General features: G+C 43.9%; 23 protein-coding genes. 20 read left to right on the plus strand and 3 right to left on the minus strand.

Annotation, left to right across the window (positions count from 1 at the left end):
- Nucleotides 1–53 precede the first annotated feature (53 nt).
- Nucleotides 54–806, plus strand: a complete 753-nt coding sequence (locus tag NSS76_RS01675) for an alpha/beta fold hydrolase (protein ID WP_024424346.1) — start codon at nt 54–56, stop codon at nt 804–806.
- Nucleotides 807–916: 110 nt separating this feature from the next.
- Nucleotides 917–1,639, plus strand: coding sequence for an SDR family NAD(P)-dependent oxidoreductase (locus NSS76_RS01680; RefSeq protein WP_044333557.1), 723 nt, complete (start codon nt 917–919; stop codon nt 1,637–1,639).
- 47 nt (nt 1,640–1,686) lie between these two features.
- Here the strand turns inward: NSS76_RS01680 and NSS76_RS01685 are convergent, their stop codons facing one another.
- The gene (locus NSS76_RS01685) at nt 1,687–2,814 is read right to left on the minus strand and encodes a M20 peptidase aminoacylase family protein (RefSeq protein ID WP_034623963.1); all 1,128 of its coding nucleotides are present in this window, start codon (nt 2,812–2,814) and stop codon (nt 1,687–1,689) included.
- A 153-nt stretch (nt 2,815–2,967) separates the two neighbouring features.
- Between NSS76_RS01685 and NSS76_RS01690 the strand changes: the two genes are divergently transcribed.
- The 3 genes from NSS76_RS01690 (at nt 2,968) to NSS76_RS01700 (ending at nt 7,228) form a co-directional block, all read left to right on the plus strand.
- On the plus strand, nt 2,968–4,398 hold the full coding sequence (locus tag NSS76_RS01690; RefSeq protein WP_024424344.1) for a YfcC family protein: 1,431 nt from the start codon (nt 2,968–2,970) through the stop codon (nt 4,396–4,398).
- A 216-nt stretch (nt 4,399–4,614) separates the two neighbouring features.
- Nucleotides 4,615–5,562 (plus strand): L-lactate dehydrogenase, encoded by a 948-nt coding sequence (locus tag NSS76_RS01695; RefSeq protein ID WP_122631524.1) that lies wholly within the window; start codon nt 4,615–4,617, stop codon nt 5,560–5,562.
- 43 nt (nt 5,563–5,605) lie between these two features.
- On the plus strand, nt 5,606–7,228 hold the full coding sequence (locus NSS76_RS01700) for an L-lactate permease (protein ID WP_103132604.1): 1,623 nt from the start codon (nt 5,606–5,608) through the stop codon (nt 7,226–7,228).
- Nucleotides 7,229–7,277: 49 nt separating this feature from the next.
- Here the strand turns inward: NSS76_RS01700 and NSS76_RS01705 are convergent, their stop codons facing one another.
- Nucleotides 7,278–8,267: a LacI family DNA-binding transcriptional regulator gene (locus NSS76_RS01705; RefSeq protein WP_341080294.1), complete on the minus strand. Its 990-nt coding sequence runs from the start codon at nt 8,265–8,267 to the stop codon at nt 7,278–7,280.
- 109 nt (nt 8,268–8,376) lie between these two features.
- Here NSS76_RS01705 and NSS76_RS01710 point away from each other — a divergent pair, with 109 nt between their 5' ends.
- The 7 genes from NSS76_RS01710 to NSS76_RS01740 all read left to right on the plus strand — a co-directional run bounded on the left by NSS76_RS01710 (nt 8,377) and on the right by NSS76_RS01740 (nt 14,949).
- Nucleotides 8,377–9,702 (plus strand): DegT/DnrJ/EryC1/StrS family aminotransferase, encoded by a 1,326-nt coding sequence (locus NSS76_RS01710; protein WP_341080296.1) that lies wholly within the window; start codon nt 8,377–8,379, stop codon nt 9,700–9,702.
- Nucleotides 9,677–10,543 carry an HAD-IIB family hydrolase gene (locus NSS76_RS01715; RefSeq protein WP_073203693.1) on the plus strand — a complete coding sequence of 289 codons (867 nt, stop codon included), beginning with the start codon at nt 9,677–9,679 and terminating at the stop codon, nt 10,541–10,543. The genes NSS76_RS01710 and NSS76_RS01715 overlap by 26 nt, the downstream gene beginning before the upstream one ends.
- Nucleotides 10,540–11,586: a Gfo/Idh/MocA family protein gene (locus tag NSS76_RS01720; protein ID WP_024424339.1), complete on the plus strand. Its 1,047-nt coding sequence runs from the start codon at nt 10,540–10,542 to the stop codon at nt 11,584–11,586. Before NSS76_RS01715 ends, NSS76_RS01720 begins: the two co-directional genes overlap by 4 nt.
- Nucleotides 11,587–11,640: 54 nt before the next feature.
- On the plus strand, nt 11,641–12,831 hold the full coding sequence (locus tag NSS76_RS01725) for an MFS transporter (RefSeq protein WP_268415553.1): 1,191 nt from the start codon (nt 11,641–11,643) through the stop codon (nt 12,829–12,831).
- A gap of 92 nt (nt 12,832–12,923) precedes the next feature.
- Nucleotides 12,924–13,553 (plus strand): LysE family translocator, encoded by a 630-nt coding sequence (locus NSS76_RS01730; protein ID WP_024424337.1) that lies wholly within the window; start codon nt 12,924–12,926, stop codon nt 13,551–13,553.
- A 104-nt stretch (nt 13,554–13,657) separates the two neighbouring features.
- Complete coding sequence (locus tag NSS76_RS19605) at nt 13,658–13,873, plus strand: UPF0715 family protein (protein WP_241743505.1); 216 nt, start codon at nt 13,658–13,660, stop codon at nt 13,871–13,873.
- Between the two features lie 317 nt (nt 13,874–14,190).
- The gene (locus NSS76_RS01740; RefSeq protein WP_341080311.1) at nt 14,191–14,949 is read left to right on the plus strand and encodes a YqcI/YcgG family protein; all 759 of its coding nucleotides are present in this window, start codon (nt 14,191–14,193) and stop codon (nt 14,947–14,949) included.
- On the opposite strand, the gene NSS76_RS01745 is transcribed toward NSS76_RS01740, so the two are convergent.
- Complete coding sequence (locus NSS76_RS01745; RefSeq protein WP_029706583.1) at nt 14,944–16,260, minus strand: amino acid permease; 1,317 nt, start codon at nt 16,258–16,260, stop codon at nt 14,944–14,946. The genes NSS76_RS01740 and NSS76_RS01745 overlap by 6 nt on opposite strands.
- 111 nt (nt 16,261–16,371) lie before the next feature.
- Here NSS76_RS01745 and NSS76_RS01750 point away from each other — a divergent pair, with 111 nt between their 5' ends.
- From NSS76_RS01750 to NSS76_RS01785, 8 genes are all read left to right on the plus strand, one after another.
- On the plus strand, nt 16,372–16,968 hold the full coding sequence (locus NSS76_RS01750; protein WP_024424336.1) for a DUF1989 domain-containing protein: 597 nt from the start codon (nt 16,372–16,374) through the stop codon (nt 16,966–16,968).
- Between the two features lie 198 nt (nt 16,969–17,166).
- Nucleotides 17,167–17,988 (plus strand): ammonia-dependent NAD(+) synthetase, encoded by an 822-nt coding sequence (gene nadE / locus NSS76_RS01755; protein ID WP_024424335.1) that lies wholly within the window; start codon nt 17,167–17,169, stop codon nt 17,986–17,988.
- 315 nt (nt 17,989–18,303) lie between these two features.
- Complete coding sequence (locus NSS76_RS01760; protein ID WP_332285373.1) at nt 18,304–19,161, plus strand: citryl-CoA lyase; 858 nt, start codon at nt 18,304–18,306, stop codon at nt 19,159–19,161.
- Nucleotides 19,158–20,591: an aldehyde dehydrogenase family protein gene (locus NSS76_RS01765; protein WP_133744723.1), complete on the plus strand. Its 1,434-nt coding sequence runs from the start codon at nt 19,158–19,160 to the stop codon at nt 20,589–20,591. Before NSS76_RS01760 ends, NSS76_RS01765 begins: the two co-directional genes overlap by 4 nt.
- 9 nt (nt 20,592–20,600) lie before the next feature.
- A complete protein-coding gene (gene aroD, locus NSS76_RS01770; RefSeq protein WP_133744724.1) occupies nt 20,601–21,374 on the plus strand; it encodes a type I 3-dehydroquinate dehydratase in 774 nt (257 codons plus the stop codon).
- A 38-nt stretch (nt 21,375–21,412) separates the two neighbouring features.
- Nucleotides 21,413–23,173 (plus strand): thiamine pyrophosphate-binding protein, encoded by a 1,761-nt coding sequence (locus NSS76_RS01775; RefSeq protein ID WP_133744725.1) that lies wholly within the window; start codon nt 21,413–21,415, stop codon nt 23,171–23,173.
- A gap of 23 nt (nt 23,174–23,196) precedes the next feature.
- Nucleotides 23,197–23,577 (plus strand): cupin domain-containing protein, encoded by a 381-nt coding sequence (locus NSS76_RS01780; RefSeq protein WP_024424330.1) that lies wholly within the window; start codon nt 23,197–23,199, stop codon nt 23,575–23,577.
- A gap of 125 nt (nt 23,578–23,702) precedes the next feature.
- Entirely contained in the window at nt 23,703–24,905 is a 1,203-nt protein-coding gene (locus tag NSS76_RS01785) for a CaiB/BaiF CoA transferase family protein (RefSeq protein ID WP_024427254.1), read from the plus strand.
- The last annotated feature ends 9 nt before the right edge of the window (nt 24,906–24,914 follow it).

The following is a 24,914-nucleotide window of genomic DNA, read 5'->3' on the forward strand; positions in this document are numbered from 1 at the left end:
TGCTCAAAAAGCGGCTGCTTTTTTCTTATATAGAAGGATGGAGTTGTCGGACGATGGATAAGTCAATCATGATTTTTCTGCATGGTGGAGGAGTAAGCAGCTGGATGTGGCAGGAGCAGGTTGAAATATTGAAGGACACGTATGAATGCTTTGCTCCTGATCTCATTGGACACGGGACAAGAGCAAAAGAACAGATATTTTCAATGAATGAAAGCACCCGTGAAGTCATCTCATGGATCAAGGAAAATGCGAATGGGCGTCAAGTGATTCTGATTGGATTTTCTTTAGGTGCGCAGATTGCAGTTGATGTGTTATCAAGAGAGCCAGATATCGTAGACATAGCCGTCATCAATAGTGCCCTTGTGATGCCTTTGCCATGGCTCCATTTCATGGTGAGACCCCTCTTGCCACTGACGTATCCATTATTAAAGAAAGATTGGTTTATCCAGCTCCAAGCTGAAAAGATGGGGCTCTCGCAACATGTACTGCATCATTATGCGGCGGAATCGAAACATCTGCAAAAGAAAACCCTTCTTACGATGTTTCAAGAAAACCTTCATTACAAGCTCCCTGACACGTTTCAACAAGCGAAGGCACGCATTCTTGTCACAGTGGGAGAAAAAGAAAAAGGCATTATGAAACGGTCAGCAAAAAAAATAACGAATTCACATCCGAAGGCAACAGGCTTCATCGTTCCCGGTATTGGACATACATTTACTTTTGAGAAGAAAGAACTTTTTACAGAAATGATCAAATGCTTTATAGAGGCACGTGCATTACCAGTCGAATTAAAGGAAATCCAGTAGCCGCGCCAATCAATAAGTGAAGACGAGCATAAAAGGGGCGCCGGTCTCTTTGAATCTGTATGATATAGGTATAAAACGCTTACAGTATGTGTGCCATAGAAGGAGGAGCTATGAGTAAAAACTATATCATATTCGGTGCAAGTCAAGGATTAGGAGATGCTTTTGTAAAGGGTCTCCCTTCAAGTGGAGATACAGTTTGGATTGTGTCGCGTAGTGAACCAAGCAGTTTGAGCATAGATGACGGTGTACATAGAATTTGGCTGAAAATCGACTTATCAAGCCGAACGCATATCCCTTATATGCTTGAAGCCCTTGAGAACCAGACGATTGATGTACTCATCTATAACGTCGGTTTATGGGAAAAACGAGGCTTTGAAGGCGATTATTCCTTTGATCACGATCAGCCAGAGGATATTGCACATTTAATCAATGTGAATGTCACCTCAACCATTACATACATCCAGGCACTGCTTCCGCACGTAAGGAAATCAGAGAATGGGAAAATCATCGTGATTGGCTCAACGGCTGGACTCGACCATACAAACCTGCCGCAAGTCTCGTTTGTTGCATCTAAATTTGGCCTGCGCGGAATTGTGAATGCACTGAGAGAGCATGTGAGGAAAGATAAAATATCCGTCACCTGTATCAATCCAGGAGAGCTGGCGGCGGAGGTTCCGTATGAGGATGGAGCCGAAAAGGCCATCACTCTATATGATGAAACGAGAATCCCTGTCCAGGATATTGTGGAGCTTGCGAGATGTGTGATTCATTTATCAAGGGTATCTTGCGTAAAAGAAATCAACGTTCCAGCCATGGCAGATCTGAATGCATAATATAAAGCAGACCACCCGCTTGATGAGAAGGCGGGTGGCTTTTTCATTTATGATGAATGCTGCTGGAGTGTTTGATAGACAGCTTCGGTCAAAATCTCAATGCCGGTAAAGATTGCAGAGCGGTCGAAGGTCATATACGGATGATGAAGACCAGGCTTTAAATCACAGCCTAAACCGAGCATCGTGGATTTGATATGCGGAAGCTTTGCTGCATAAAAGTGAAAGTCCTCTCCACCTGTTGTGACAATCGGGGGATCAAGCTGCTCTTTACCTAAAACCTGTTCAATTGCATGAGACATGATCTGGACAGCTTCCTCATTTAAGGTGGCGGCAGGCAGACGATGGTCTGTTGAAAGTGTAATGGAAGCGCCAAAGGCATCCGCTACAGAATGAACCGCTCTTTCAATTTCTTTTTCTAGCTCATCCATTACTTCGTTTGTTTGCGCCCTTACATCTAATGTAAAAGAAGCTTTCCCTGGGATGATGTTTGAGCTGCCCCCGCCAGCATGTAAATTGGTCATTTTGACAGAATGCGCGACTCTTGGATCGACATGGATATGCGCGAGTCTCTGCACTAGAGTTGAAGCCACTTCTATTACGTTGACGCCAAGATGTGGGCGTGCGCCGTGCGCTTCCTCGCCAATAATGGTGCCGACGTAATGATTACTTGATCCGTGCAAAATAGCAGGAGCGCAGCGTCCGTTTAATGTTTCTTGAATTGGGCGCACATGTACGCCATATAAGTAATCGACATCTGCGAGCACACCTTTTTCAATCATTTTCAGCGCACCGCCGCCTCTTTCCTCAGCAGGCTGAAAGATGAAACGGATCGTGCCGTTCGGTCGTTCTTTTTCCTTTAATGCCATGAAGGTGCCAAGAGCCATTGTCATGTGTGCATCGTGGCCACATGAATGATTGGCTTGAAACTCACCATCTACTTCCTGCCAAAGTGCATCAATATCAGCTCTCACAGCGACCACTGGTGCGCCTTCTCCAATTTCACCGATCACCCCTGTACAGTCGTCAAATGTTTGAGTTTTGCAGCCCAATTTTTTCAATATATCTTCAATATAAGCGGTCGTTTCTGTTTCTTCCCAGCTGATTTCTGGGTGGGCATGCAAGTGTTCAAAGATGTCTGTCACGGTTTGTTTCATTTCGTTTGTCAAAGTTGTCATGAGAAGCCTCCTTGCTGACAGATAATCTGCCAAAACATTATTTTAATGAAATAATATTGCTCTTAAATATCAACAGTGTTTATAATATAACACATCATTTGATTATTCTGAAAATTAAGTGAAATTCTGATCGGGACAAAGGGGTTTTGACACATGAAAACAGCGACAGTATCAGCACCAGAGAAACAAAAACGAAAACTTCAAATGCCAGATGCGTATGTTCTCTTATTTATGATTGCACTGATTTGTACAATAGCAACGTATTTTGTACCAGCGGGTGAGTTTGACCGAAAGACATCTGGGGAGATCACAACAGCCGTTCCTGGCAGCTATCACCGTATTGATCAATCACCAGTGAGTCCAGTTGGCTTTTTTACAGCGATACAAGAAGGAATGGTAGGGTCCTCTTCTATTATTTTTCTGATTTTATTTACGGGCGGAACCATTGCCATTTTGGAGAAGACAGGTGCTATTAACGGGATGATACACCATGTCATCAGCCGGTTTCAAACGAAGCAATTATTGTTTATTTGTATTGTTGGGGGATTATTTTCAGTCCTTGGAACGACCGGAATTGTCGTGAACTCTGTCATTGGATTTATTCCAATCGGCATCATTGTAGCACGATCCTTGAAATGGGATGCTGTAGCAGGAGCGGCTGTCATATACATCGGCTGTTATGCAGGATTTAACGCAACGATTTTATCTCCATCTCCATTAGGTTTATCACAAACGATTGCAGAGCTGCCGATCTTTTCCGGCATTGGCCTGCGTGTCATTATTTATCTTTGTTTTCTTATTTCTAGTATTGTGTACATCTATTTATATACAAGACGTCTGAAGAATAAAGAAAAGGGAAGCATTCTTGGCGATCAATGGTTTCCTGCTAAGGGGCTTGGCGGAGCCGATGCGGAATCTGTGGACAAGCCTGCATTTACTGGCAGACATAAGCTGATTTTAGCAGTGTGCGGATTGTCACTTGGAGGTTTCTTATATGGCGCACTTCAGCTTGGCTGGACCGATAAGGAAATGGCGGGTGTGTTCATCTTTATGGCTATCGCTGCTGGACTGCTCGGCGGTTTAGCGGCCAATGATATTGCGAAAACGTTTATTATCGGGTGCCAAAGCCTTGTATACGGCGCACTTATTGTTGGGATGGCACGCTGTATTTCAGTCATTTTAGAAAACGGGAAGCTGCTTGATACAGTGGTCAACGGCTTGGCGAGTATGCTGACAGGCTTTAGTCCAATCGCTGGTGCGATCGGGATGTATATTGCGAGTGCGCTTCTTCACTTTTTGATTTCATCAGGATCAGGAGAAGCCGTTGTCTTTATCCCGATTCTTGCGCCGCTCGCTGATTTAATGGGTATCACAAGACAGGTAGCTGTAGAAGCAGTGATGCTTGGCGAAGGGGTAGTCAACTGTATCAATCCGACTTCTGGTGTGTTGATGGCTGTGCTTGCTGCAAGTGGTATACCTTATGTAAAGTGGCTGCGTTTTATGGTGCCGCTTGCCCTCATTTGGTTTGTCATCGGTCTTGTATTTATTTGTATCGGGGTCATGATCAACTGGGGACCTTATTAAATATGTAGGAAGCTGCCGTGAGCGTTTGGCAGCTTTTTTCTTGTGGAAATATGTATGGAGCCAGCGCTTTGAAAGCACAATAAATGTGTTCACAAATTCGCTACATATTTTTTTTGAGCAGTCCCCTTGCAAAAGTTTGTGAAATGTTGCACAATATGAATGTGAAATACTTCACATAAGAAAAACAGCCTAGTTTTACTCAGGAGGATGAGATAAATGACAAACGAAAAAGTAAACAAAGTAGCCCTTATTGGAGCAGGTTTCGTCGGCAGCAGTTATGCCTTTACATTAATAAATCAAGCAATCACAGATGAATTGGTTGTCATCGATTTGAATCAAGACAAAGCAATGGGTGACGTGATGGATTTAAACCATGGAAAAGCATTTGCCCCGCATCCTGTGAATACATGGTATGGAGATTATGAGGATTGTAAGGATGCAGATATCGTCTGTATCTGTGCTGGTGCAAACCAAAAGCCAGGTGAAACAAGACTTGACCTTGTTGAGAAAAATTTAAATATATTTAAAGGCATTGTAGAAAACGTAATGAAAAGTGGATTTGATGGCATTTTCTTAGTTGCCACAAACCCAGTCGATATTTTGACATATGCGACTTGGAAATTCAGTGGACTTCCAAAAGAACGAGTGATTGGCAGTGGTACGACGCTTGATACGGCAAGATTTAGATACATGCTTAGTGAGTATTTTGAAGCAGCGGCACACAACGTGCATGCTTACATCATTGGCGAGCATGGAGATACAGAGCTTGCTGTTTGGAGTCATGCGAATATCGGAAGTGTACCAATTACAGAATTAATGAAGAGAAATGAGCAATACAAACAAGAAGACTTAGATGAAATCATGGAAAATGTTCGTCATGCCGCTTACCAAATCATTGAGAAAAAAGGCGCTACTTATTACGGCGTAGCAATGAGTTTAGCCCGCATTACAAGAGCGATCCTGCACAATGAAAACAGCATTTTAACTGTCAGCACTTACTTAGATGGAGAGTACGGAGCAGAAGATGTCTACATTGGTGTACCAGCCCTTGTGAATCGAAATGGTGCAACAGAAGTGATGGAGCTTGCTCTGGATGATACGGAGAAAGAAAAATTTGCACACAGTGTAAATGTGTTAAAAGAGATTTTGGCTCCTCATTTTTAATCAATCAAAAGCAACCTATCTGAGCAGAAAAGGATGAATCACTATGTGGCAGCAAATATATGATCCGTTTGGTAATGAATTCGTCAGTGCATTGGTGGCAATGCTTCCAATCTTGTTTTTTCTTCTTGCATTAACCGTTTTTAAGCTAAAAGGTGTTTTAGCCGCTTGTTTTACCTTAATCGTCAGTTTTGTAACAGCTGTTTTCTTCTTTCATATGCCAGTTGAAAAAGCATTATCTGCTGTGCTGCTCGGTATATCTAATGGGCTGTGGCCGATTGGATATATCGTCATCATGGCGGTATGGCTCTATAAAATTGCCGTGAAATCTGGTAAGTTCGATGTCATTCGATCTAGTATTGCAGGAATCTCTCAAGATCAACGTCTTCAGCTCTTATTAATTGGTTTTAGTTTTAACGCATTTTTAGAGGGCGCTGCTGGGTTTGGTGTACCGATTGCGATCAGTGCCGCTCTCTTAACAGAGCTTGGGTTTAAACCGCTGAAAGCTGCGATGCTCTGCTTAATTGCCAATGCTGCGTCTGGTGCATTTGGTGCTGTAGGCATTCCAGTGATTACAGGGGCGCAAATGGGCAATATGACGCCGCTTGCGTTATCTCAAACCCTTGTATATACGATCCCGTTTATTTCATTCTGTATTCCGTTTCTCCTTATTCTGATTGTAGATGGATTGAAAGGAATCAAAGAAACTCTGCCAGCCTTACTTGTTGTGAGTGGTACCTATGCCATTTTGCAAGCTGTCACAATGGTGACGATGGGTCCTGAGCTTGCCAATATTATTTCTGCCTTAGCAAGTATGGGAGTTTTGGCTTTATTTCTTCGGAAATGGCAGCCAAAACACATTTATCGTGAAGAAGGAGCGCCAGATATTGAACAGAAACAAACGTATCGCGGCGTTGAAATACTGAAAGCATGGTCTCCGTTCTATATTTTAACTGCTGTTATTACGGTATGGAGTCTGCCGGCATTTAAAGCATTGTTTGCTGTAGGAGGACCGCTTAACTGGACGACCATTTTAGTGAAAATGCCATTTTTACATCAGCAAATTGTGAAATTACCACCAATTGCACAAACGGAAACACCTATTGATGCGATCTTTAAAATTGATGTCATCAGTGCCACGGGTACTGCCATTCTGATTGCGGTGATGCTGACAGGGCTGTTTAGCAGACATATTACATTAACAGAAGGCGCTGTCTGCTTAAAAGCAGCGGTGAAAGAGCTTTGGGTTCCTGTTCTTACTATTTGTTTTGTTATGGGCTTTGCCAACCTTGCGAACTTTGCTGGACTAAGTTCAGCGATTGGACTTGCTCTTGCCAAAACGGGCGATTTGTTCCCGCTTGTCAGCCCGGTGCTTGGCTGGATCGGCGTGTTTATTACGGGGTCTGTCGTGAGTAACAACGCCTTATTCGGTAACCTTCAAGCGGTCACTGCTTCTCAAATCGGTTCACAGGCAGGTTTGTTAATTGGGGCGAATACGACCGGTGGTGTGATGGCGAAATTAATTTCTCCACAATCAATCGCTATCGCTACAGCAGCTGTTGGAGAAACAGGGAAAGAATCTGAGCTCTTCAAAAAGACCGTGAAGTACAGCTTCATCTTGCTCGGTATTGTATGTATATGGACATTCATTCTCGCTCAATTTGTATAGGTTGATAGATAGGTATAAAAAAGACTGAGATCTCTCTCAGTCTTTTTCTTTATGTAGATTCTCTTGTCACGAGCCGTGTAGGCAGCTGGATATGTTCGCGCTGTAATGGTTTTTGATCTTGCAGGAGTGCGATCATTTGCTGTACAGACCGCTGGCCAAGCTCTACGATCGGTATGTCAATTGTGGTGATCGTTGGAGCTGTCACCTCACAAATGTCTTGGTTGTCATAGCCGATGACCGCTAGATCCCCGGGGATTTGATAGCCGTATGAAATAGCCTGTTTAATGAGTCCTGCTGCGACTTGATCATTGCCGGTGAAAATGGCATCAGGCGCTTCCTTCATATGATGGATGACCTCCATTAAGCGAAAGCCGTCTTCAATGGTAAAAGCCTCTCCAAACAGCCAATCATCCTGCAGCGGCAAACCGTGAGCTGAGAGTGCATCAAGATATCCCTGTTTCCTTTGTTTCTGCGCTTCACTGCTTTCTGTATCAAAGCAAAACCCAATCGATTTTCGCCCCGACCGAATCAAATAGTCCACCGCTTTATAGGCGGCTTCCCGTTCATCGTATCCAATAATCGGGATGTTTGCTGTTTGGTGATATTCATTTGCCATGACAATGGGGCCGTTCGTTAAAAATGGCTCAATTTCCTCCCACGTATTTTCTAACGCACCCAATATAAACCCATCTACTTCTTTTCTTTTTAATAATTGAAGCCCTTCAAGCTCTAATGCTTCTTGATAAAACGTCTGGAGCACGATGGCTTTATATCCTTGATCCAGTGCTTCCTTTGAAATGCCTTTAATCAATTGTGCAAAAAAAGGATGGTCCACAGCTGGAACAGACACAGCAATGGTTTTTGTCTGATGTGACCTTAGTGTGCGGGCTGCTGAACTCGGTGTATATTCCATTTCTTTCATCACCTGTAAAATGAGCTGCCGCTTTTCTTCTGACACATATGGGTGATGGTTTAGCACTCTAGAAACGGTGGTGGTTGAAACCCCGCAGCGTTTAGCAATTTCATAAATTGTACACATATTAACAAATCCTTTACACAAAGTTATTGTTCTGAAATCGATAACATCATTTACAATGTGAAACAAGTTAAATATTAACAAAAGGAATTGATTAATTGGAGGGAATGGAATGCAAATATTGACGAAGATATCAGGTAAAAGCAAGGATTATCTTCCTTTGCTGGATATGATCAATCAAGGTGTTCAAGTAAAGGCTGATTCAGTTGAAAAGCATCTAGCAAATGAAAAGCTGGTGACGTTCCTTGAGCAAGATATAGAGCGCACAGGTTTGGAAAAAATTCTCTTCCATTATAAACAAAATAAGGAAAAAAAGATACCGTTTCTGCCAGTTGACAAACTGATTTCAGAAGATGAAATCGATGATATTATGCTGGTGCTGAAGGAAGTATTGAGCTCTGGCCGTTTTACTTCAGGGCCATATATTCCGACATTTGAAAAGGCGATTGCTGAGTACTTAGGGAAAAAATATGTCATTGCCACGTCAAGTGGAACAGATGCATTGATGATCAGTCTCATATCAGCAGGCGTCTATCCAGGAGACGAGGTGATTTTGCCGGCCAATAGCTTTGCTGCAACAGAAAATGCAGTGCTTGCCATTGGGGCTGTTCCGGTATATACCGATATTGATCCTGAAACCTACTGCCTCTCACCGAGTGAAATAGAGAAGCATATCACAGATAAAACGGTATGCATTCTACCGGTTCATTTATATGGAAAGCAAGCGGATATGAAGGAGATTTCGGCGATTGCGAAACAGCATGGGCTGAAAATCATTGAAGACGGCTGCCAGGCGATTGGCAGCAGCGGCCTTGGCGCTTATGGAGATGGACTTGTTCTCAGCTTTAATCCATACAAAAACCTTGGGGTCTGCGGAAAGGCAGGAGCCATAGCTACAAATGATGAGGCCTTAGCGGAAAAATGCATGGAGATCAGCTATCACGGCTTTGCAGCTGGAAAGAAAAATGTCAAACGCAGTGACTACGGCTTTAATTCGAAAATTGATAATTTGCAGGCAGCGATTGGACTCGAACGAATGAAGTATTTAGGACTGCAAAATTTCAAACGTTTTTACTTAGCCAAGCGATACATTGACCAGCTGCAAACGCTTGAGAATGAAGGATATATGAAGCTCCCGACGCTGACAGATGATCATGTATGGCATCTATTCCCGATTAGAGTGCTGAAGGGAGAACGAGATGAACTGGCAGCGAAATTGCTGGAAATGGGCATAGAGACGGATGTCTATTACCCGGTTCTATCGCATCAGCATCAAACAAATCTTGTTTCTCAAAAATATAGACAAACGACACTTCCACACACGGAAAAAGCAGCGCAGCAATTACTTCACTTGCCGCTTTATCCAGGAATGCCGCTGCAAGATCAGGAGAAGGTCATCGAGGGGGTTCATCATGTTATCAAGTCTTCCATTCAATAAAAAACTGCTGAATCTGCCGAAGAATCCGCAGTGGATCGTCTTCTGTGATTTTGATGAAACGTATTATTCTCATGGAATGACAGAGGAGCAGAGAGAGGATGTCAAGCGGCTGGAAGCCTTTGTAGCAGAAAAGAGTGAAGCGGGACAGCTCTTGCTGGGCTGGGTGACGGGAAGCAGCCTCGATTCTGTCACGAGCAAAATGGAAAAAGGCGGGTTTCATCAATTCCCGCATTTCATTGCGTCGAACTTAGGGACTGAGATTGTATATACGTCGGATGCTCATTTTGGACAGCCAGATGCAGAGTGGATGAAGCGGCTGGATGCACAGGGCTTTTCAGATGAAAAAATCGAAGACATCCTGGAAACCATCCGAGAAAAGGGCATTTCCCTTAGACCGCAAACGCAGCTGGGCAGTTCAGGGTATAAGAAGAATTTCTATTATCAGGAGCAGGATGAACGGACAGATCTTCATCATCTATCATTTATCCAAACACTGGCTAAAGAGCGAGGCGTGGCAGTCAACATCAACAAATGCAACCCGCTTGCAGGAGATCCTGCGGATTGCTATGATGTCGACTTTTTACCAGTCGGAACAGGGAAGGATGAAATTGTCCGTTTTATGCTGAACCAATATGATTTATCGAAAGATCAAGGCTTTGCCTTTGGTGATAGCGGGAACGATTTGCGGATGCTTCAATCCGTCACACACGGTTTCCTTGTCCAAAATGCGACAGCCGAAGCCAAACGGCACCATCACCAAATTTGTCATCATGGGTATGCAAAAGGAATCTATGAAACACTGAAAACAGTGATGTATAAACATGAGGAGGCACATTCATGAAGAAAATTGGAATTGTTGGAGCAGGGAATATTGCAAAAGCACATGCAAGAGCATTATCAACGATCAAAGGTGCAGAATTATCCGGTGTCTATGATTTGCATGAGTCGGTCGCACAGGGATTCATTAAACAGTACGGCGGACGTGTGTATTCAAGTATCGAGACACTGGCAGATGCATCTGATGGATTGATCATTGCATCCCCTAATTTTTGTCACAAGGACCATGCCCTTCAGTCGCTAAGAGCAGGACAGCCGATTTTATGTGAAAAACCAATGGCTGTGTCGCTGAAGGAAGCGAAGGAAATGGTGGAGACAGCCAAACAGTTCCAAGTTCAAGCCAGTATGGGCTTTAACTATCGTTATTTATCCTTTGTGAATATATTGAAAAACTTGATTGCCAACGGTGAATTAGGCCGCATTTTAACCGTCAGAACTCATTTTAAGAAAAACAGTGCCCTTAGAAGAAAGACTTTTTCATGGAGAGACAGCGGCGAAAGTCTGCGTACGAGCGGTGCACTAGGGGATCTTGGCATTCATTTGATTGATATGCTGTGGTACTTATTTGGCAGTGAAATGAAGAAAGAATCACTTAACACCAAGATGCTGACACATGTAAAGGAAAAAGAAGAGAAAAAGGTTCAGGTGGATGATCATACCGAAATTTTCGGGCAGATGGAGAATCAAGTGTTCTTTCATTTGGTGACATCCAAAAGCACGCAGCCTGAGGAATGTGGATTTAGTGTAGAAGTCGTTGGTCATGACAAGGTATTCAAATACCATACGAACATGAAAAACGAATATGAGATCAGTGATGGATTGTGTGTGGAGCGTCATCAAATGCCGCAAACTTTGCTGACAGATCCGCCAAATGAATTTTACGGATGGTCCGATACATTCCGCGATCAGTTGATGCATTGGGTGAATACTGATCCATACCCATCTCATATGAAGGTCGCTGATTTTGAAGATGGTTATCGCGCTCAGGCTGCGCTCAATACATGCTTTGAAAGGGAAGAGGCAGTCGTCTCTGCCCAGGCATATTAAAGAGGTGGAGCGGAGGATATCATGACTCCGCTCCTTTTTAGAGGAAGTGAAAAGATGAAAAAGGTATTTTATTTTGGCTGTGTCTTTTATTTTTTTATTGGGACCATTCATGTGTTTTTTGGCAGCTTAACACCTTATTTGCTGTCTAGTTACGATAAAGGCCCCGGGGAATTATCATCTTTAATTTTTTTTCAGTTTATTGGTTTTTTGACTGGTGTTCTGTTATCCCCCATTCTAGTGAGAAAAAAAGGCTATGGCGCTGTGCTGACGATGGGTCTTTTGCTGATGATCGGCTCACTTCTGCTGGGGCTATTGGTGCCGGGCTGGACAACGCTTGTGCTGGCAGGTTTTTTTCTTGGGAGCGGCGCTGGCAGTCTTGAGACAACAGCCGGTGCGTATGTCATTTCGATGGCTAATAGTGCAAAGCGAATCAGTATTATGGAGGTCTTTTTTGGACTAGGTGCGCTGTTATTTCCGCTAGTGATTCTGCTGACTGTCACAGAACAGACATGGCAGTATGTGTTTTTATTTCAGGTGGGTGCGCTGACATTTTTCCTTATGCTCTGGCTGGTTTTTATGAACAAACTGCCTCATGGACAGATGGATGCTCCTTCTACAGGGGGGACGCGGAAACCGTCTTTACTTGTTGATCGAAATAATCGAATGATTGTGGTGATCATGATTTGCTTTGCCTTTTTCTACGCAGGGATTGAAACGAACTTTGCGAATTTTTTGCCGTCAATCATGCTGGAAAAAGGGGGAGAAAATTGGGGACTCTTCGCAGTCTCTACTTTCTGGACAGCGATCGTCATTGGCAGAACCGTGATCGCGAGAAAAGCTGATCAGCTGCATCCGCTGCGTTTTTTAAAGCTAAGTGCATCACTGATGATTTTGCTGCTTGTGATATTCGCTCTGACAACCCACATGACCGCGCAGCTGATTCTCATCTTTTTCATCGGCCTTTGCGCAGCTGGCATGTTCCCAATCGCACTGACAGCGTCTGCCTTAATGATTGAAAATGCCATCGATGAGGCGACAAGTTATTTTATTGCAGCTGCGAGCTTAGGCGGAGCCTGCTTGTCTTTTTTGATTGGATTTAGTCTGGAATGGGCAGGAGCGGCTAGTGCCGTCTTTGTATTTGCCTTCTTAGCTGTTCTTCTGTTCGCAGCTGCGATTCAAATGAATCGTTCTAAGAAAAAAGAAACGGTACACGCGCAGCAGTCAGCACTGAAAGCAGACCGCTAAGCCTCCACCTGAAATGATGACAAAGGACTTGTACTAAAACGCAGAAAGTTTGAATAACATGTACAAGTCAGCATCAAAAGGAGGACGTCTATGTGGCGGTGTTTTTTGGTTATATCTTTTTAGGGTTGTCACTTTCAGCGCCTGTTGGGCCAGTCAATGCAGCCCAAATCGACAGAGGGATTAAAAGTGGATTTTGGCATGCGTGGATTTTTGGTGTGGGGGCTATGGCTGCGGATATTGTCTATATGCTTCTCATCTATTTTGGTGTCGCCCAGCTTTTGACTGCACCTCTTGTCAAAACCTTTTTGTGGCTGTTCGGCTTTTTCGTTTTGACCTATACCGGCATTGAAAGTCTGCGTAAAATCAATTTACAGGAGAGTCCGAAAAAGGACAGCGAAAACACATCAATTGGCAAATCGTTCATGACCGGATTTTTCATTTCTCTATCTAATCCGCTCAGTATTTTGTTTTGGCTTGGCATCTATGGCAGCATCTTAGCCAATACGATCGAAAAGTATGGAGCTTCCCAAATGCTCATGTACAGTATGGCTATTTTTATCGGCATGCTGATCTGGGATTTCAGTATGGCGCTGCTTGCTAGTTCGTTTAGGCGTTATTTAAGTGAACGTGTGTTACATGGCTTATCTGTTCTTGCAGGTCTATCTTTACTTGGTTTCGGTGCCTATTTTGGGTATCAAGGGATTATGGCGTTGATTGGGTAGAAAAACAGACTGACACATTCAGTCTGTTTTTTTGTAAGGATTGACAGACATAACACATTCTTGAATAATGATGGAATAGAAAATGGATTGAAGGAGCTTCTGCTATGCGACTGTTTTTGCCAGTATTCAACTATGTGTGTATGTTGATTTTATCAGTCATCACAGCAACATTCGTTTATACGTTTTTATTCATGCCGCCTGAAGTGGGCTTTAGTTATGTGGAGATGACCAGTCTGTTCATTTTGCTCGCTTATGTCATTTTTGCTGCACCGATTCAGCTTGTTTTACACCGGCATCCTAAGAGGTTTTCGAAGCCGTGACTTATTGATTTATTTTATTGCGGCATGGGTAGTTTGTTCGGCTTTGGCTTTATGGATTGATTATGGGCTTGTTGTGTTCATCAGCTATAAAGTCTATTTGTTTAGCTTCTGCGCAGCCCTTATTTATTGGGTGCTGGATTCCGTCTTTTTGATGGAGAATCCATCGTAGGTATGACGAAAGGCTCTCTATTAACTTTCACTAGTCTGATCATAGGAAACCCATCTTGTCATACGCTAGGAAGTCGTGGAAGGACAGTCACCACAGCCATTTGCACCTCATAGGCTATGGAGAAGACACTAAAACGAGGTGTAAGGAAATGGCCCAGCTGTATGCGAAAAGTTGCCTTGATCAAAATCTACGATCACTAGAAGAATGGAAGCAGGATGCTTTCACACAATTTGGCGAGATGGTAGGAGATGAAGCCGATACATTCCCTTGTGTACCCGGAAGACAGGGATTTTTTCTCGATCATTTACGCTATGGGTTTGTTGGTGACCCGAGGGAAGAGGAAGCGGTGGATGAATTAGCCCAGCTGCTGAGAGAATATCAAGGCTGTGCGAAAGAAACCGGTCAATATGCTTCATTTATCTGTTTTTTTGAAACACCGCAGGATTTAAAGGAAAGCTCGCTTGAAGAGTTTGAGCAGCAGTTTTGGTCGCTGCTTCAACGGCTGCATCATAAAGATGAAGAACTGTGGCCTGAGGAGATTTCGCTAGATACTCATCATCATGAGTGGGAGTATTGCTTCCATGGGGAAGCGTATTTTATTTTGTGTTCCACTCCTGCTCACAAACTCAGAAAAAGCCGCCACTTCCCTTATCTCTTGATGGCATTTCAGCCTAGATGGGTGTTTGAGAAATTGAATGGATCGACCAAGTTTGGACAAAAAATGAGCCAGCTCGTTCGCAAGCGGCTCAAAGCATATGATGAGGTCAGTGTTCACCCATCATTAAAATGGTACGGGGACCCGACCAATCATGAATGGAAGCAATACTTTCTCCCAGATGAAGAGGCGGAGAAACCAGCCTCCGCCAAATGTCCATTTACTGCATTAAAAAACATGATGAAATTATGATGCGGTCTGATCCTGCTTCCACTTTTTCCTCATAAATAGCACCATGATGGCAATCACTGCAATGATCCCAAGGCTGATAAAAAAGCCAGGTCGTCCGCTTGCCTCTGTTAATGTGCCTGATACAGCGGCTCCAATTAAGAGCAGCGCAAGAATCATTTCGCACGTTTGGCGGGTGGATGGCTTGGATAGCTTTTTACTTGAGAACAGAATAAAAATCCATGTGTACAGCAAGGTAAGACCGGCTGCTGTTGTGAGATGCTCGTAGATGTGTTTGGACAAAAAGAGTGCAAGCAAAATCGAGACAATTAAGCCAGCAGCAGTTAAGATAATCGAAGACCATCTCACATGCGAAGGATCTTTTTGTTTAAAACAAGCAGGTGCATCCTGATGCTCTGACATTGTGCCGAGCAGCGTTGTGACCGCATAGAGAGAGGCAACCAATGTCGAAAAACCAGCAATAATGAAAATGCCATTAAAGATATGAAGAAAGATCGATAAATGAAACGGCTCTAATGAAGTAATAAATGGACTGCTGTTCTCATTAAAAGCTGTCACTGGGACAAGCAAGAGAGCAAGTCCGATCGAGACGATATAGATGACCGCTAGAATGATCAGCATGACACGTCCAGCTTTTGCCGCATCCTTCGGGTCCTTTAAATGAACCGCCATCAGCCCCATGACTTCAATTCCCCCAAATGCATAAAACGCATAAATCAATCCATTCCAAAGACCAAGCGGACCAAGAGGCATCCATTCGTGATCCTTGTTAGGCAGATGAAGGGTCGGTTTATGTTCTGTCAAAATGCCGAATAATACAAGCACCGCAAGAATCATAAATAGAAAAATCGCCGCTGTTTTCAGTACCGCAAGAACATTTTCTGTCTTTTGAAAAGAAGAAAGCCCAATGATAATGACGAGCAGGGCAAGAGCGGAATAAATCGCAGAAAACACCCAAAGCGGAACAGAAGGAAACCAGTGGCGGGTAAACAGAGAAATGGCGGTTAACTGACTTCCTGTAATCAGCATTTCTGCAAACCAATACACCCAGCCATTGCTAAACCCTGCCCAGCGTCCGTATGCTTTACGAGCATAGGAACAAAATGACCCTTTATCAGGATTATCGGCTGTCATCGCAGCTAAATGTTTAAAGACGAGATACGTTCCGGCCGCAGCAAGCAAAAAGGAGATGCAGACGGAATAACCGGATTTTGTAATGGCGATGCTGGAACCAAGGAAGAACCCAGTGCCAATTGTACAGCCGACTCCGATGAGAGAAAGCTGCCACCAAGATAAAGATTGTTCTTCTTTCAATGCAAGTGCAACACCTTTCTATTTCATGACATTAGCTTGTGACCGCGTCTTTTTTTTATACATGATCAAGGGGACATTTTGGGCATACTGTCATGGAAAGGAGTGCATGTGATGAACGGAGAACACGTCATTTTACCAAAGGGTAGACTCGGCTTTCGTTTAGGAAAAGGCCAATGTATGCGAGTGGTTGATGTCGAAGGCCAGCAAGTAGCAGATGTGATGGCCTATCATGAAAAAGATTTTTATGAAAAATTTGACCAAGGTGCGACGATGGACAGTTTGTTCTCGTCTAAAGTGAAAAAAGGCGATAAGCTTTATTCTAATTTATATAAACCGATGTTTACGATCATTGAAGATACAGTAGAATGCCATGATTTATACATGCCCGCCTGCCGGCAAGAGATGTATCAGCTTTTATACGGCCGGACGCACTTAGAGGTCATGCATACATGCTACGACAATTTGCGGACTGCCTTTGAGCCCTTTGGAATTCCAAAGGAGGATATGTACTATCCTTTTAACGCCTTTATGAATACAGTCATTGATGAAAAAGGAAAGCTGTCTGTGGAGGAGCCAAAATCGCTGCCAGGTGACTACATTCGCCTGCGGGCTGAAATGGACCTCATTGTGGCCGTGTCCGCATGTCCTGCTGATATTGGGAAGTGTAATGGATCAAGCTGTACATCTATACGGGTAGAAATTGATTAAAAATGAAAAGGACCAGTCCATAAAGACGTGGTCTTTTTCACTTGTGAATGTTTGATCATCTAAGAAATAGGGGAACGTCTAACAAAATGTTCTTGATGAAAACATGGTATAATGGAGATTCAAAAAACGTTGTTAAATCAATGAATTGTGAGTAAAACCTGTTCTCTTCATGTAGAGGATGCTTAGGAGGAAAAGTGTATGAGTTTGCAGAAAAAGATCAGCCAAGAGTTGCATGTGCAGCCCTCAATTGACCCAAAGCAGGAGATCGAAAAACGGGTTGGATTTCTAAAGGAATACTTGAAAAAAACCGGGGCAAAAGGATTCGTACTCGGCATTAGCGGCGGGCAGGATTCAACGCTTGCCGGACGTCTTGCACAGCTTGCTGTCAGTGAGCTTCGTCAAGAAGGAAAAGAGGATGCGGTCTTTATTGCGGTACGCCTTCCGCATGGTGTGCAGCAGGATGAAGATGATGCACAGCTCGCCCTATCATTTATTCAGCCAGACAAGTCGTGGAAATATGATATTGCACCTGCCGTGTCAGCATTCAGTGATCAATATCAAAAGGAAACGGGCGGCCCATTGTCTGACTTTAATAAAGGGAATGTCAAAGCACGCATGAGAATGATCGCGCAATATGCTGTAGGTGGTGAGGAGGGATTGCTTGTCATCGGTACAGATCATGCAGCTGAAGCAGTAACCGGCTTCTTCACGAAGTATGGTGATGGCGGTGCAGATGTTCTCCCGCTCACAGGTTTGACAAAACGCCAAGGCCGTGCGCTTTTAGAAGCCCTAGAAGCACCGGAACGCCTGTATTTAAAGAAACCAACAGCCGATCTGCTGGATGATAAACCTCAGCAAACGGATGAAACAGAACTCGGCATTACGTACAATGAAATTGATGATTACTTAGAAGGAAAACCAGTGTCAGATCAAGCCGCCGAAGCGATTGAAAAGCGTTATGTTCAATCAGAGCATAAACGCCAAGTACCCGCTTCCATGTTTGATGACTGGTGGAAATAAAAAAGAAACCTCTCCAGAAGATGGAGAGGTCTTTTTATGTCGAATTGAGTTTGACAAAATAACCAAAAATTCATTAAATTAGTAGAACGATATACTTAAGTCCATTTAACTAAAAATCAATTTTTTTGATCAACAAAAGCAAACATAATTAGTTCGATTAACTTAATTTCGCTCCTATTGACAGTATTTTCAGAAAAAAATAATTGACGAATAAAAAGAATGCGCTTACAATGAAACCACATTCCGAAAAGTGAAATTAGATTCCATTGTACGGAATAAAGGGGGTGGTTTACCTCCAAATAAGAAGCTAAAGGAATGATTCACACAATGAAAAATCGAAGTGCACTGGAAATTTACAAAGAGGGAGGCGCTTGGTGGGAGACTGAGATTAGTCATATTCAAAAAAATTCAATTGAACTACGAGGGTATCCGATTGAAGAACTGATTGGTGAATTGTCGTATCCACAAATGCTCTATTTACTGCTTGTTGGTGAATTATTGGATGATTCAAAAGCAGCTCTTTTTGAAAGTGTTCTTGTCGCAGGTGCGGATCATGGACCAAGAGCGCCATCTATTGCAGCAGCTAGAATGGCGGTGACTTGCGGCATTTCGTTTAATTCCTCTGTTGCAACAGGGGTGAATCTATTAGGTGACATTCATGGCGGAGCCGGAGAGAAGGCCATGCGCATGCTATACGAGGCCAAAGCGATCTACGATGATCAAAAGGATATACAGTCTGCGGCAAAGCAAGTGTGCCAAACATGGTTAAATCGCAAGGAAAAAATCCCAGGAATCGGCCATCAGCTTCATGATGATGATCCGAGGGTGAGACGTCTATATGAGCTGAGTCACACATATGTCCAGCAAGGTCTTATCAGCGGCACATATTTACGGTTAGCCGAAGCAATTAGGCATGAGCTTGAACAACTGAAAGGGAAGAAAATCACGATGAATATAGATGGTGTATCTGCTGCCATCCAATGTGAATTAAACATTCCAGCAGAAGCAGCAAAAGGCATTTTTTCCTTGTCCAGAGGAATGGGCATCGTGGCGCATGCATATGAGGAGCTGACAAAAGGAGCCCTCGTGAAAGGACCTTGTCCGAATGAAGAAAGATTGGTTCGTTATGCAGGACATGGAACGCGGCACTTGAAGGAGGGAGAAAAAATTTGAGTGGTTTAAAAGCGTTGTCATATATAAACGGCGAGTGGCTGGATATCGGTCGTGTGAAAACAGATATCATCAATCCTTACTCAGGAGAAAGGCTCGGTACATCCTATCTCGCCTCATCAGAAGACATAGAACAGGCACTTTCTAGTGCGCAGCATGCTAAAAAACAAATAGCGGGAATATCGGCAATCGACCGCTCAAAGCTTCTAACAAAAGCAGCCACCTTGCTTGAAGAACAAAAAGACCATTTTGCAAAATTGATTTCGCTAGAATTAGGCAAACCGCTTAAAAATACAAGAGATGAAGTTTCGCGGTCAATCGAGACGCTGGCGCAATCGGCGGAAGAAGCGAATCGATTAATAGGTGAGACCATTCCTGGCAATGTATCATCGCGCGGACAGGGAGCAATGGCCATGACATTTAAAGTACCAGTCGGAGTTGTGCTGGCGATTACCCCTTTTAATGCACCGCTCAACTTAATTTGTCACAAAGTCGGTCCGGCCTTTGCGGGAGGGAATGTCATCATTTTGAAGCCTGCACCGCAAACATCAGCTGTTGCCACAGCGTTTGTCGAACTCCTTCTCGAAGCAGGATTTCCTGAGGCTGGTTTGCAGCTTGTGATTGGCGGAGTCGACGCCGGGAAACAGTTAGTCACTGATGAAAGAACGAATCTCATCTCTTTTACCGGCGGGGCTGCCGGAGGCGAACACATTACAACCTCTGCGGGATTAAAAAAGGTACTGCTCGAACTCGGAGGGAATGGAGCGACGATTGTTCATCACGATGCAGATATTGAACAAGCCGCATCCATGTGTGCCAAAACAGGCTTTAGTAATTCCGGTCAAAGCTGTATTTCTGTTCAAAGAATTTATGTCCACCAGGAAATGATGCCGTCGTTTACTGAGGTATTAAAACAAAAAGTAGAGCAGCTTGTTGTTGGAGATCCGCTGTCCAGCGAGAGTGATATCGGCTGTATGGTCGATGTACAGGCCGCACAGCGTGTTGAGGCATGGATACAAGAGGCAGAGAGCATGGGTGCCCAGCTTTTATGCGGGGGGAAAAGAAATGGAGCGAGCATCACACCGGCTATTTTGCTAAACCCTCCGAAACAGGCCAAGGTCGTCTGTGAGGAAGTGTTCGGCCCAGTTGTCAGCATTCTCCCTTATGAGGAGCTGGAGGAGGCAATTAAAGAAGCAAATGATAGTCGATATGGTTTGCAGGCAGGGATCTTTACGAATCAGCTGGATGTGGCATTACACGCAGCAAAAGAGCTTGAAGCTGGCGGGGTTGTCATCAATGGGACATCGAATTTTAGACTGGATCATTGGCCTTATGGCGGGATTAAACGAAGTGGCCTTGGAAGAGAAGGTCCGCGTTTCGCCATCGAGGAGATGACCGAAACCAAAATGGTCGTGCTTCCAAATGGTCTGTGAAAGGGGCGTATGGATGTGAATGCATTTCAGCAAAAGGTAAAAAGTGTGCAGGAAGGCGGTCAGCCAATGATTTGTACGCCGCTCATCGGACAAACAAAGGAAGAATTGTTTCATGAGGTCGAGGTGTTAACAGAGAAGAAGCCTGATGTGATCGAGTGGCGGGCGGATTTTTTTCATCACCTTCATGACAAGGATCAAGTGATAGAAACCCTTAAGGGAATGGTAGAAAAGGCAAAGGACATCCCATTTTTATTCACCATTCGTTCTGAAAAGGAGGGAGGCGAAAGGATATCACTCTCAGAATCTGAGAAGGTTTCTCTGCTTGCCGAGCTTTGTTCCACACAGCTTGTGGACGCCGTTGATTATGAATTCATGCATGATGTGACACATATACAGCAAGTCAGTCAGGCTGCTAAAAGACATGGCGTTACCTTGATTGTGTCGTATCACGATTTCGATCGCACCCCTGAGGTGGATCGTCTCGTGCAGCTATTCGTCAATGCAGAATCAGTCGGCGCCGACATCGCAAAGATCGCAGTGATGCCGCATTCCTATGACGATGCATTAACACTGCTCTCGGCGACCAGCCATGCGAAAAAGCAGCTCTCAATTCCCATTATTTCCATGGCAATGGCGGAATACGGGGCTTTTACAAGAATGATTGGCGGGCTTTTTGGTTCTGTGATGACCTTTGCTGTAGGGAAAGAAAGCTCAGCTCCCGGGCAAGTGGCGATACAGGATTTGAACAATGTTCTATCTATTGTGTTTTCAAAGAATAAGTGAGTAGCAGATTCATAGCTGCACCGTGAGAGGAGAGAAACATGAAGAAGAATATTTCTACACAGGTTATTCAGTACTTAGAAAATCGGGGAGTCGAGCATATTTTCGGTCTCTGCGGTCATACGAATATTGCTTTTTTATCAGCGCTTGAAAAAAGCTCGATTCAATTTGTAAATGTCAGACATGAACAGATAGCGGCACATGCAGCAGATGGTTATGCGCGGGCAAAGAAACAGACGGCTGTTGTTCTCAGTCATCTAGGACCTGGACTCACCAATGCCGCAACAGGGGTAGCGAATGCAGCACTTGATTCCATTCCAATGGTTGTCATTGCAGGAGATGTTCCAAGTCATTATTACGGAAAGCACCCACATCAAGAGATCAATCTTCATTCCGATGCCTCTCAATACGAAATTTACCGGCCGTTTGTGAAAAGAGCATGGCGAGTCGATATTCCAGAATTATTTCCAGAGATTTTATCAAAAGCATTTCAGTTAGCTGAAAGCGGCCGTCCTGGCCCGGTGCTTATTTCTGTTCCAATGGATGTGTTCTCAAAAGACCTAGATGTGTCCCTGTTTGAACAAATCAACCATCATACACACACCATTGAAAAACCTTCTATTGATGATCAAACGGCCAATCGGATATTAGATCGATTGCTGCAGGCAGAAAGGCCGCTCTTATATGTAGGGGGAGGCATTTTATTAGCTGATGCAGCTGAAGAATTAAAGGCATTTTCTGACCATCTAAGTATCCCTGTCGCCCATTCTTTAATGGGGAAAGGAGCCATGCCGGATGATCACCCAATGACCCTTGGAATGACAGGATTTTGGGGGACGAAATTTATCAATGATCAGTGCAAAGAGGCGGATTATATATTGGCTTTAGGCACTCGTTTTGCTGAAGCTGATGCGAGCTCGTGGGAATCAGATTATACGTTCCGCTTCCCATCAACCAAGCTCATTCATATTGACATTGACCCGAATGAAATTGGACGTAACTATCCTGTTGAAATTGGAGCAGTAGCCGATCTTAAGCAAGCCTTGACTGTACTCAATCGAGTGGCGAGAGAAAGGCTGCCAAAAGGACTGAATCGTCCTGAATTGAAAAAGGAAATTGCGGCATATCGTAAGGATTTTCACGCTAGCAATCTGACGAATATTCAAGATGAATCCTTCCCAATGAAGCCGCAGCGTATTTTGCAGGAAGTGCGGGAAGTATTGCCGCCAGATGCGTTTATTACAACGGATGTTGGCTGGAACAAAAATGGGGTCGGACAGCAATTTCCAGTGTTGACGCCAGGAACCATTTTAACGCCAGGCGGCTTTGCAACGATGGGATTTGGAGCCCCTGCCGCACTTGGGGCGAAGATTGCCCAGCCTGACCGTGTTGTTGTGTCACTCGTTGGAGACGGCGGCTTCGGTCAAAATCCATCCGTTCTCGCAACAGCCGTTGAAGAGAACATTCCTGTTGTGTGGATTGTGATGAATAACAGTGCATTTGGCACAATAGCCGGCTTGCAAATGGCGCACTATGAAACGACGTACGGCACTGTTTTCAGAAAAGATGGAGAAAGCTATTCACCAGATTTTGCTGCCATTGCGAGAGGTTATGGAATGAAGGGGATTAAAATCACCTCTGCTTCTGAATTCAAAGAAGCTTTAGCTGAAGCCATTGCTTCTCAGGAGCCTTGCGTTATTGATGTCGCAATGAAAAATGATCCTGTTCCTACGGATGGACATTGGAATATTAATGACATTTATTCACCAAATTCAAAGCGCTCACATGTCAGCGTGAATTAATCAGAACGAGGGAGGAATTAACAATGAAAATTAAAGTATTGAATCCGTTTCAAGATGGGAACCCATTATGGTTAGGCTTAGATCGTCCAGAGGAGCAAATGGTTCGAAAGGTATTTCAAACCATTACACCGGATACAGTTGGTTCAGAACATATGATGGCGGGTCTCACCATTTTTGAACCAGGGGAAGCAAGTTCAGTGCACAATCACCCGGGTTCAGAGGAATTTGATTTTGTGATTAAAGGATCTGGCGAAGTCATTTGTGATGGAGAAAGGCAGTCCTTTAAACAAAATGATTTTATGTTCATTCCTGACGGTGTCCCGCACCAGCATGTCAATACAGGAGATGAACCTTTATGGCTCATTTGGCTCTACACACCGCAAGGGCAGCTTCCGAAGGATTAAACAACTGTACCGGTAAGCCCTCTTTTTGAATCATCAGGGCTTTCCGGGTCAATCAGAAAGATGAAAAGGGCTAAAATTAGGAATGATTTTAGCCCTTCATCACTTGAATGAAAGGGAGTCAAGCAATGAATATGAACACACCGCTCGAAGGAATAAAAATATTAGACGTCTCTACGATGATTGCTGCACCCTATGGCGCGGTGCTTCTAGGGGATTTTGGAGCAGAGGTCATCAAAGTTGAGATTCCTGGCAAAGGCGATACGCTGCGGCATGTCGGTCCTTTTGCAGATGGGGAACCACTTAGATGGTCTGGTCTCTCACGGAATAAGAAATCCCTTACACTGGATCTGCACAAAGACGAAGCAAAAGACATTTTTAAAAAGCTTGCGGGTCAGGTCGATGTGCTGATTGAAAATTTCCGCCCTGGCACCCTCGAAAAATGGGGCGTTGGGTACGATGTGTTAAAAGAAATCAACCCTCGTTTAATTATGATTCGTGTATCAGGTTATGGTCAAACGGGCCCGTTTAAGGACAAAGCCGGATTTGGAACACCAGCGACGGCGTTTAGCGGCTTTACATATATTCAAGGGTTTCCAGACCGGCATCCAGTCAGCCCTTCCTTTTCTCTCACTGATTATATTGCTGGCATCTATGTGGCGTTTGCTACTGTGACAGCGATGTATTACAGGGATACACATCCAGAAGGAACTGGGCAAATGGTGGATTTGGCCCTCTATGAATCTGTGTTTCGTATGTTAGAGTTTTTGGTTGCAGAATATGACAAGCTTGGGAAGGTGCGTGAGCGTTCACCGGGGTTGAGTGGACATTCAAGCCCTGCCGGCACCTATGAGACAAAGGATGGTCATTATTTGGTTCTTGTGACGAGTACAGATTCGACCTTCAATCGATTGGCAGAGGCGATGAATCGATTAGATTTACTAGAGAATGAAAAATTCGCGGTCAATGCATCCAGGCTGAAGCATAACAAAGAAATGGATGCGATCGTCTCTGAATGGATCGCGTCGAAAACAAGGGATGATGTATTAGAAATTTTAGATACACATGGTGTTCCTGTGAGCCCAATCTTAAGTATTCGGGATATTTTTGAGCATCCGCAATTTAAAGCACGAGAGAATATCGTCGAGGTGCATCACCCTCGTCTTGGAAAAGTGAAGGTGCCTGGGATCATTCCGAAGTTTGAAAAAACACCTGGAAGTATCCGTCACATTGCACCTGATTTAGGCGAACATAATTATGAAATTTTAACAAATATGCTTGGCTTAACAGAAGAAGAGTGTAAGCAGTTAGAAGAAAAAGGGGTAATTTAATACGCTCAA

Source organism: Bacillus sp. FSL R5-0654 (genome assembly GCF_038008745.1).
Taxonomy (GTDB): Bacteria; Bacillota; Bacilli; order Bacillales; family Bacillaceae; genus Bacillus; species Bacillus safensis.

Bases quoted from the DNA above. Each gene is read 5' to 3' on its own strand.
- NSS76_RS01705 (WP_341080294.1), bottom strand. From the start codon at position 8,267: ATGTGTACAATTTATGAAATTGCTAAACGCTGCGGGGTTTCAACCACC.
- NSS76_RS01740 (WP_341080311.1), top strand. From the start codon at position 14,191: ATGGCCCAGCTGTATGCGAAAAGTTGCCTTGATCAAAATCTACGATCA.
- NSS76_RS01680 (WP_044333557.1), top strand. From the start codon at position 917: ATGAGTAAAAACTATATCATATTCGGTGCAAGTCAAGGATTAGGAGAT.
- NSS76_RS01690 (WP_024424344.1), top strand. From the start codon at position 2,968: ATGAAAACAGCGACAGTATCAGCACCAGAGAAACAAAAACGAAAACTT.
- NSS76_RS01750 (WP_024424336.1), top strand. From the start codon at position 16,372: ATGAACGGAGAACACGTCATTTTACCAAAGGGTAGACTCGGCTTTCGT.
- NSS76_RS01760 (WP_332285373.1), top strand. From the start codon at position 18,304: ATGATTCACACAATGAAAAATCGAAGTGCACTGGAAATTTACAAAGAG.
- aroD (WP_133744724.1), top strand. From the start codon at position 20,601: ATGGATGTGAATGCATTTCAGCAAAAGGTAAAAAGTGTGCAGGAAGGC.
- NSS76_RS01695 (WP_122631524.1), top strand. From the start codon at position 4,615: ATGACAAACGAAAAAGTAAACAAAGTAGCCCTTATTGGAGCAGGTTTC.
- NSS76_RS01720 (WP_024424339.1), top strand. From the start codon at position 10,540: ATGAAGAAAATTGGAATTGTTGGAGCAGGGAATATTGCAAAAGCACAT.
- NSS76_RS01715 (WP_073203693.1), top strand. From the start codon at position 9,677: ATGTTATCAAGTCTTCCATTCAATAAAAAACTGCTGAATCTGCCGAAG.
- NSS76_RS01780 (WP_024424330.1), top strand. From the start codon at position 23,197: ATGAAAATTAAAGTATTGAATCCGTTTCAAGATGGGAACCCATTATGG.
- NSS76_RS01775 (WP_133744725.1), top strand. From the start codon at position 21,413: ATGAAGAAGAATATTTCTACACAGGTTATTCAGTACTTAGAAAATCGG.
- NSS76_RS19605 (WP_241743505.1), top strand. From the start codon at position 13,658: ATGCGACTGTTTTTGCCAGTATTCAACTATGTGTGTATGTTGATTTTA.
- NSS76_RS01700 (WP_103132604.1), top strand. From the start codon at position 5,606: ATGTGGCAGCAAATATATGATCCGTTTGGTAATGAATTCGTCAGTGCA.
- NSS76_RS01675 (WP_024424346.1), top strand. From the start codon at position 54: ATGGATAAGTCAATCATGATTTTTCTGCATGGTGGAGGAGTAAGCAGC.
- NSS76_RS01785 (WP_024427254.1), top strand. From the start codon at position 23,703: ATGAATATGAACACACCGCTCGAAGGAATAAAAATATTAGACGTCTCT.
- NSS76_RS01710 (WP_341080296.1), top strand. From the start codon at position 8,377: ATGCAAATATTGACGAAGATATCAGGTAAAAGCAAGGATTATCTTCCT.
- NSS76_RS01725 (WP_268415553.1), top strand. From the start codon at position 11,641: ATGAAAAAGGTATTTTATTTTGGCTGTGTCTTTTATTTTTTTATTGGG.
- NSS76_RS01685 (WP_034623963.1), bottom strand. From the start codon at position 2,814: ATGACAACTTTGACAAACGAAATGAAACAAACCGTGACAGACATCTTT.
- nadE (WP_024424335.1), top strand. From the start codon at position 17,167: ATGAGTTTGCAGAAAAAGATCAGCCAAGAGTTGCATGTGCAGCCCTCA.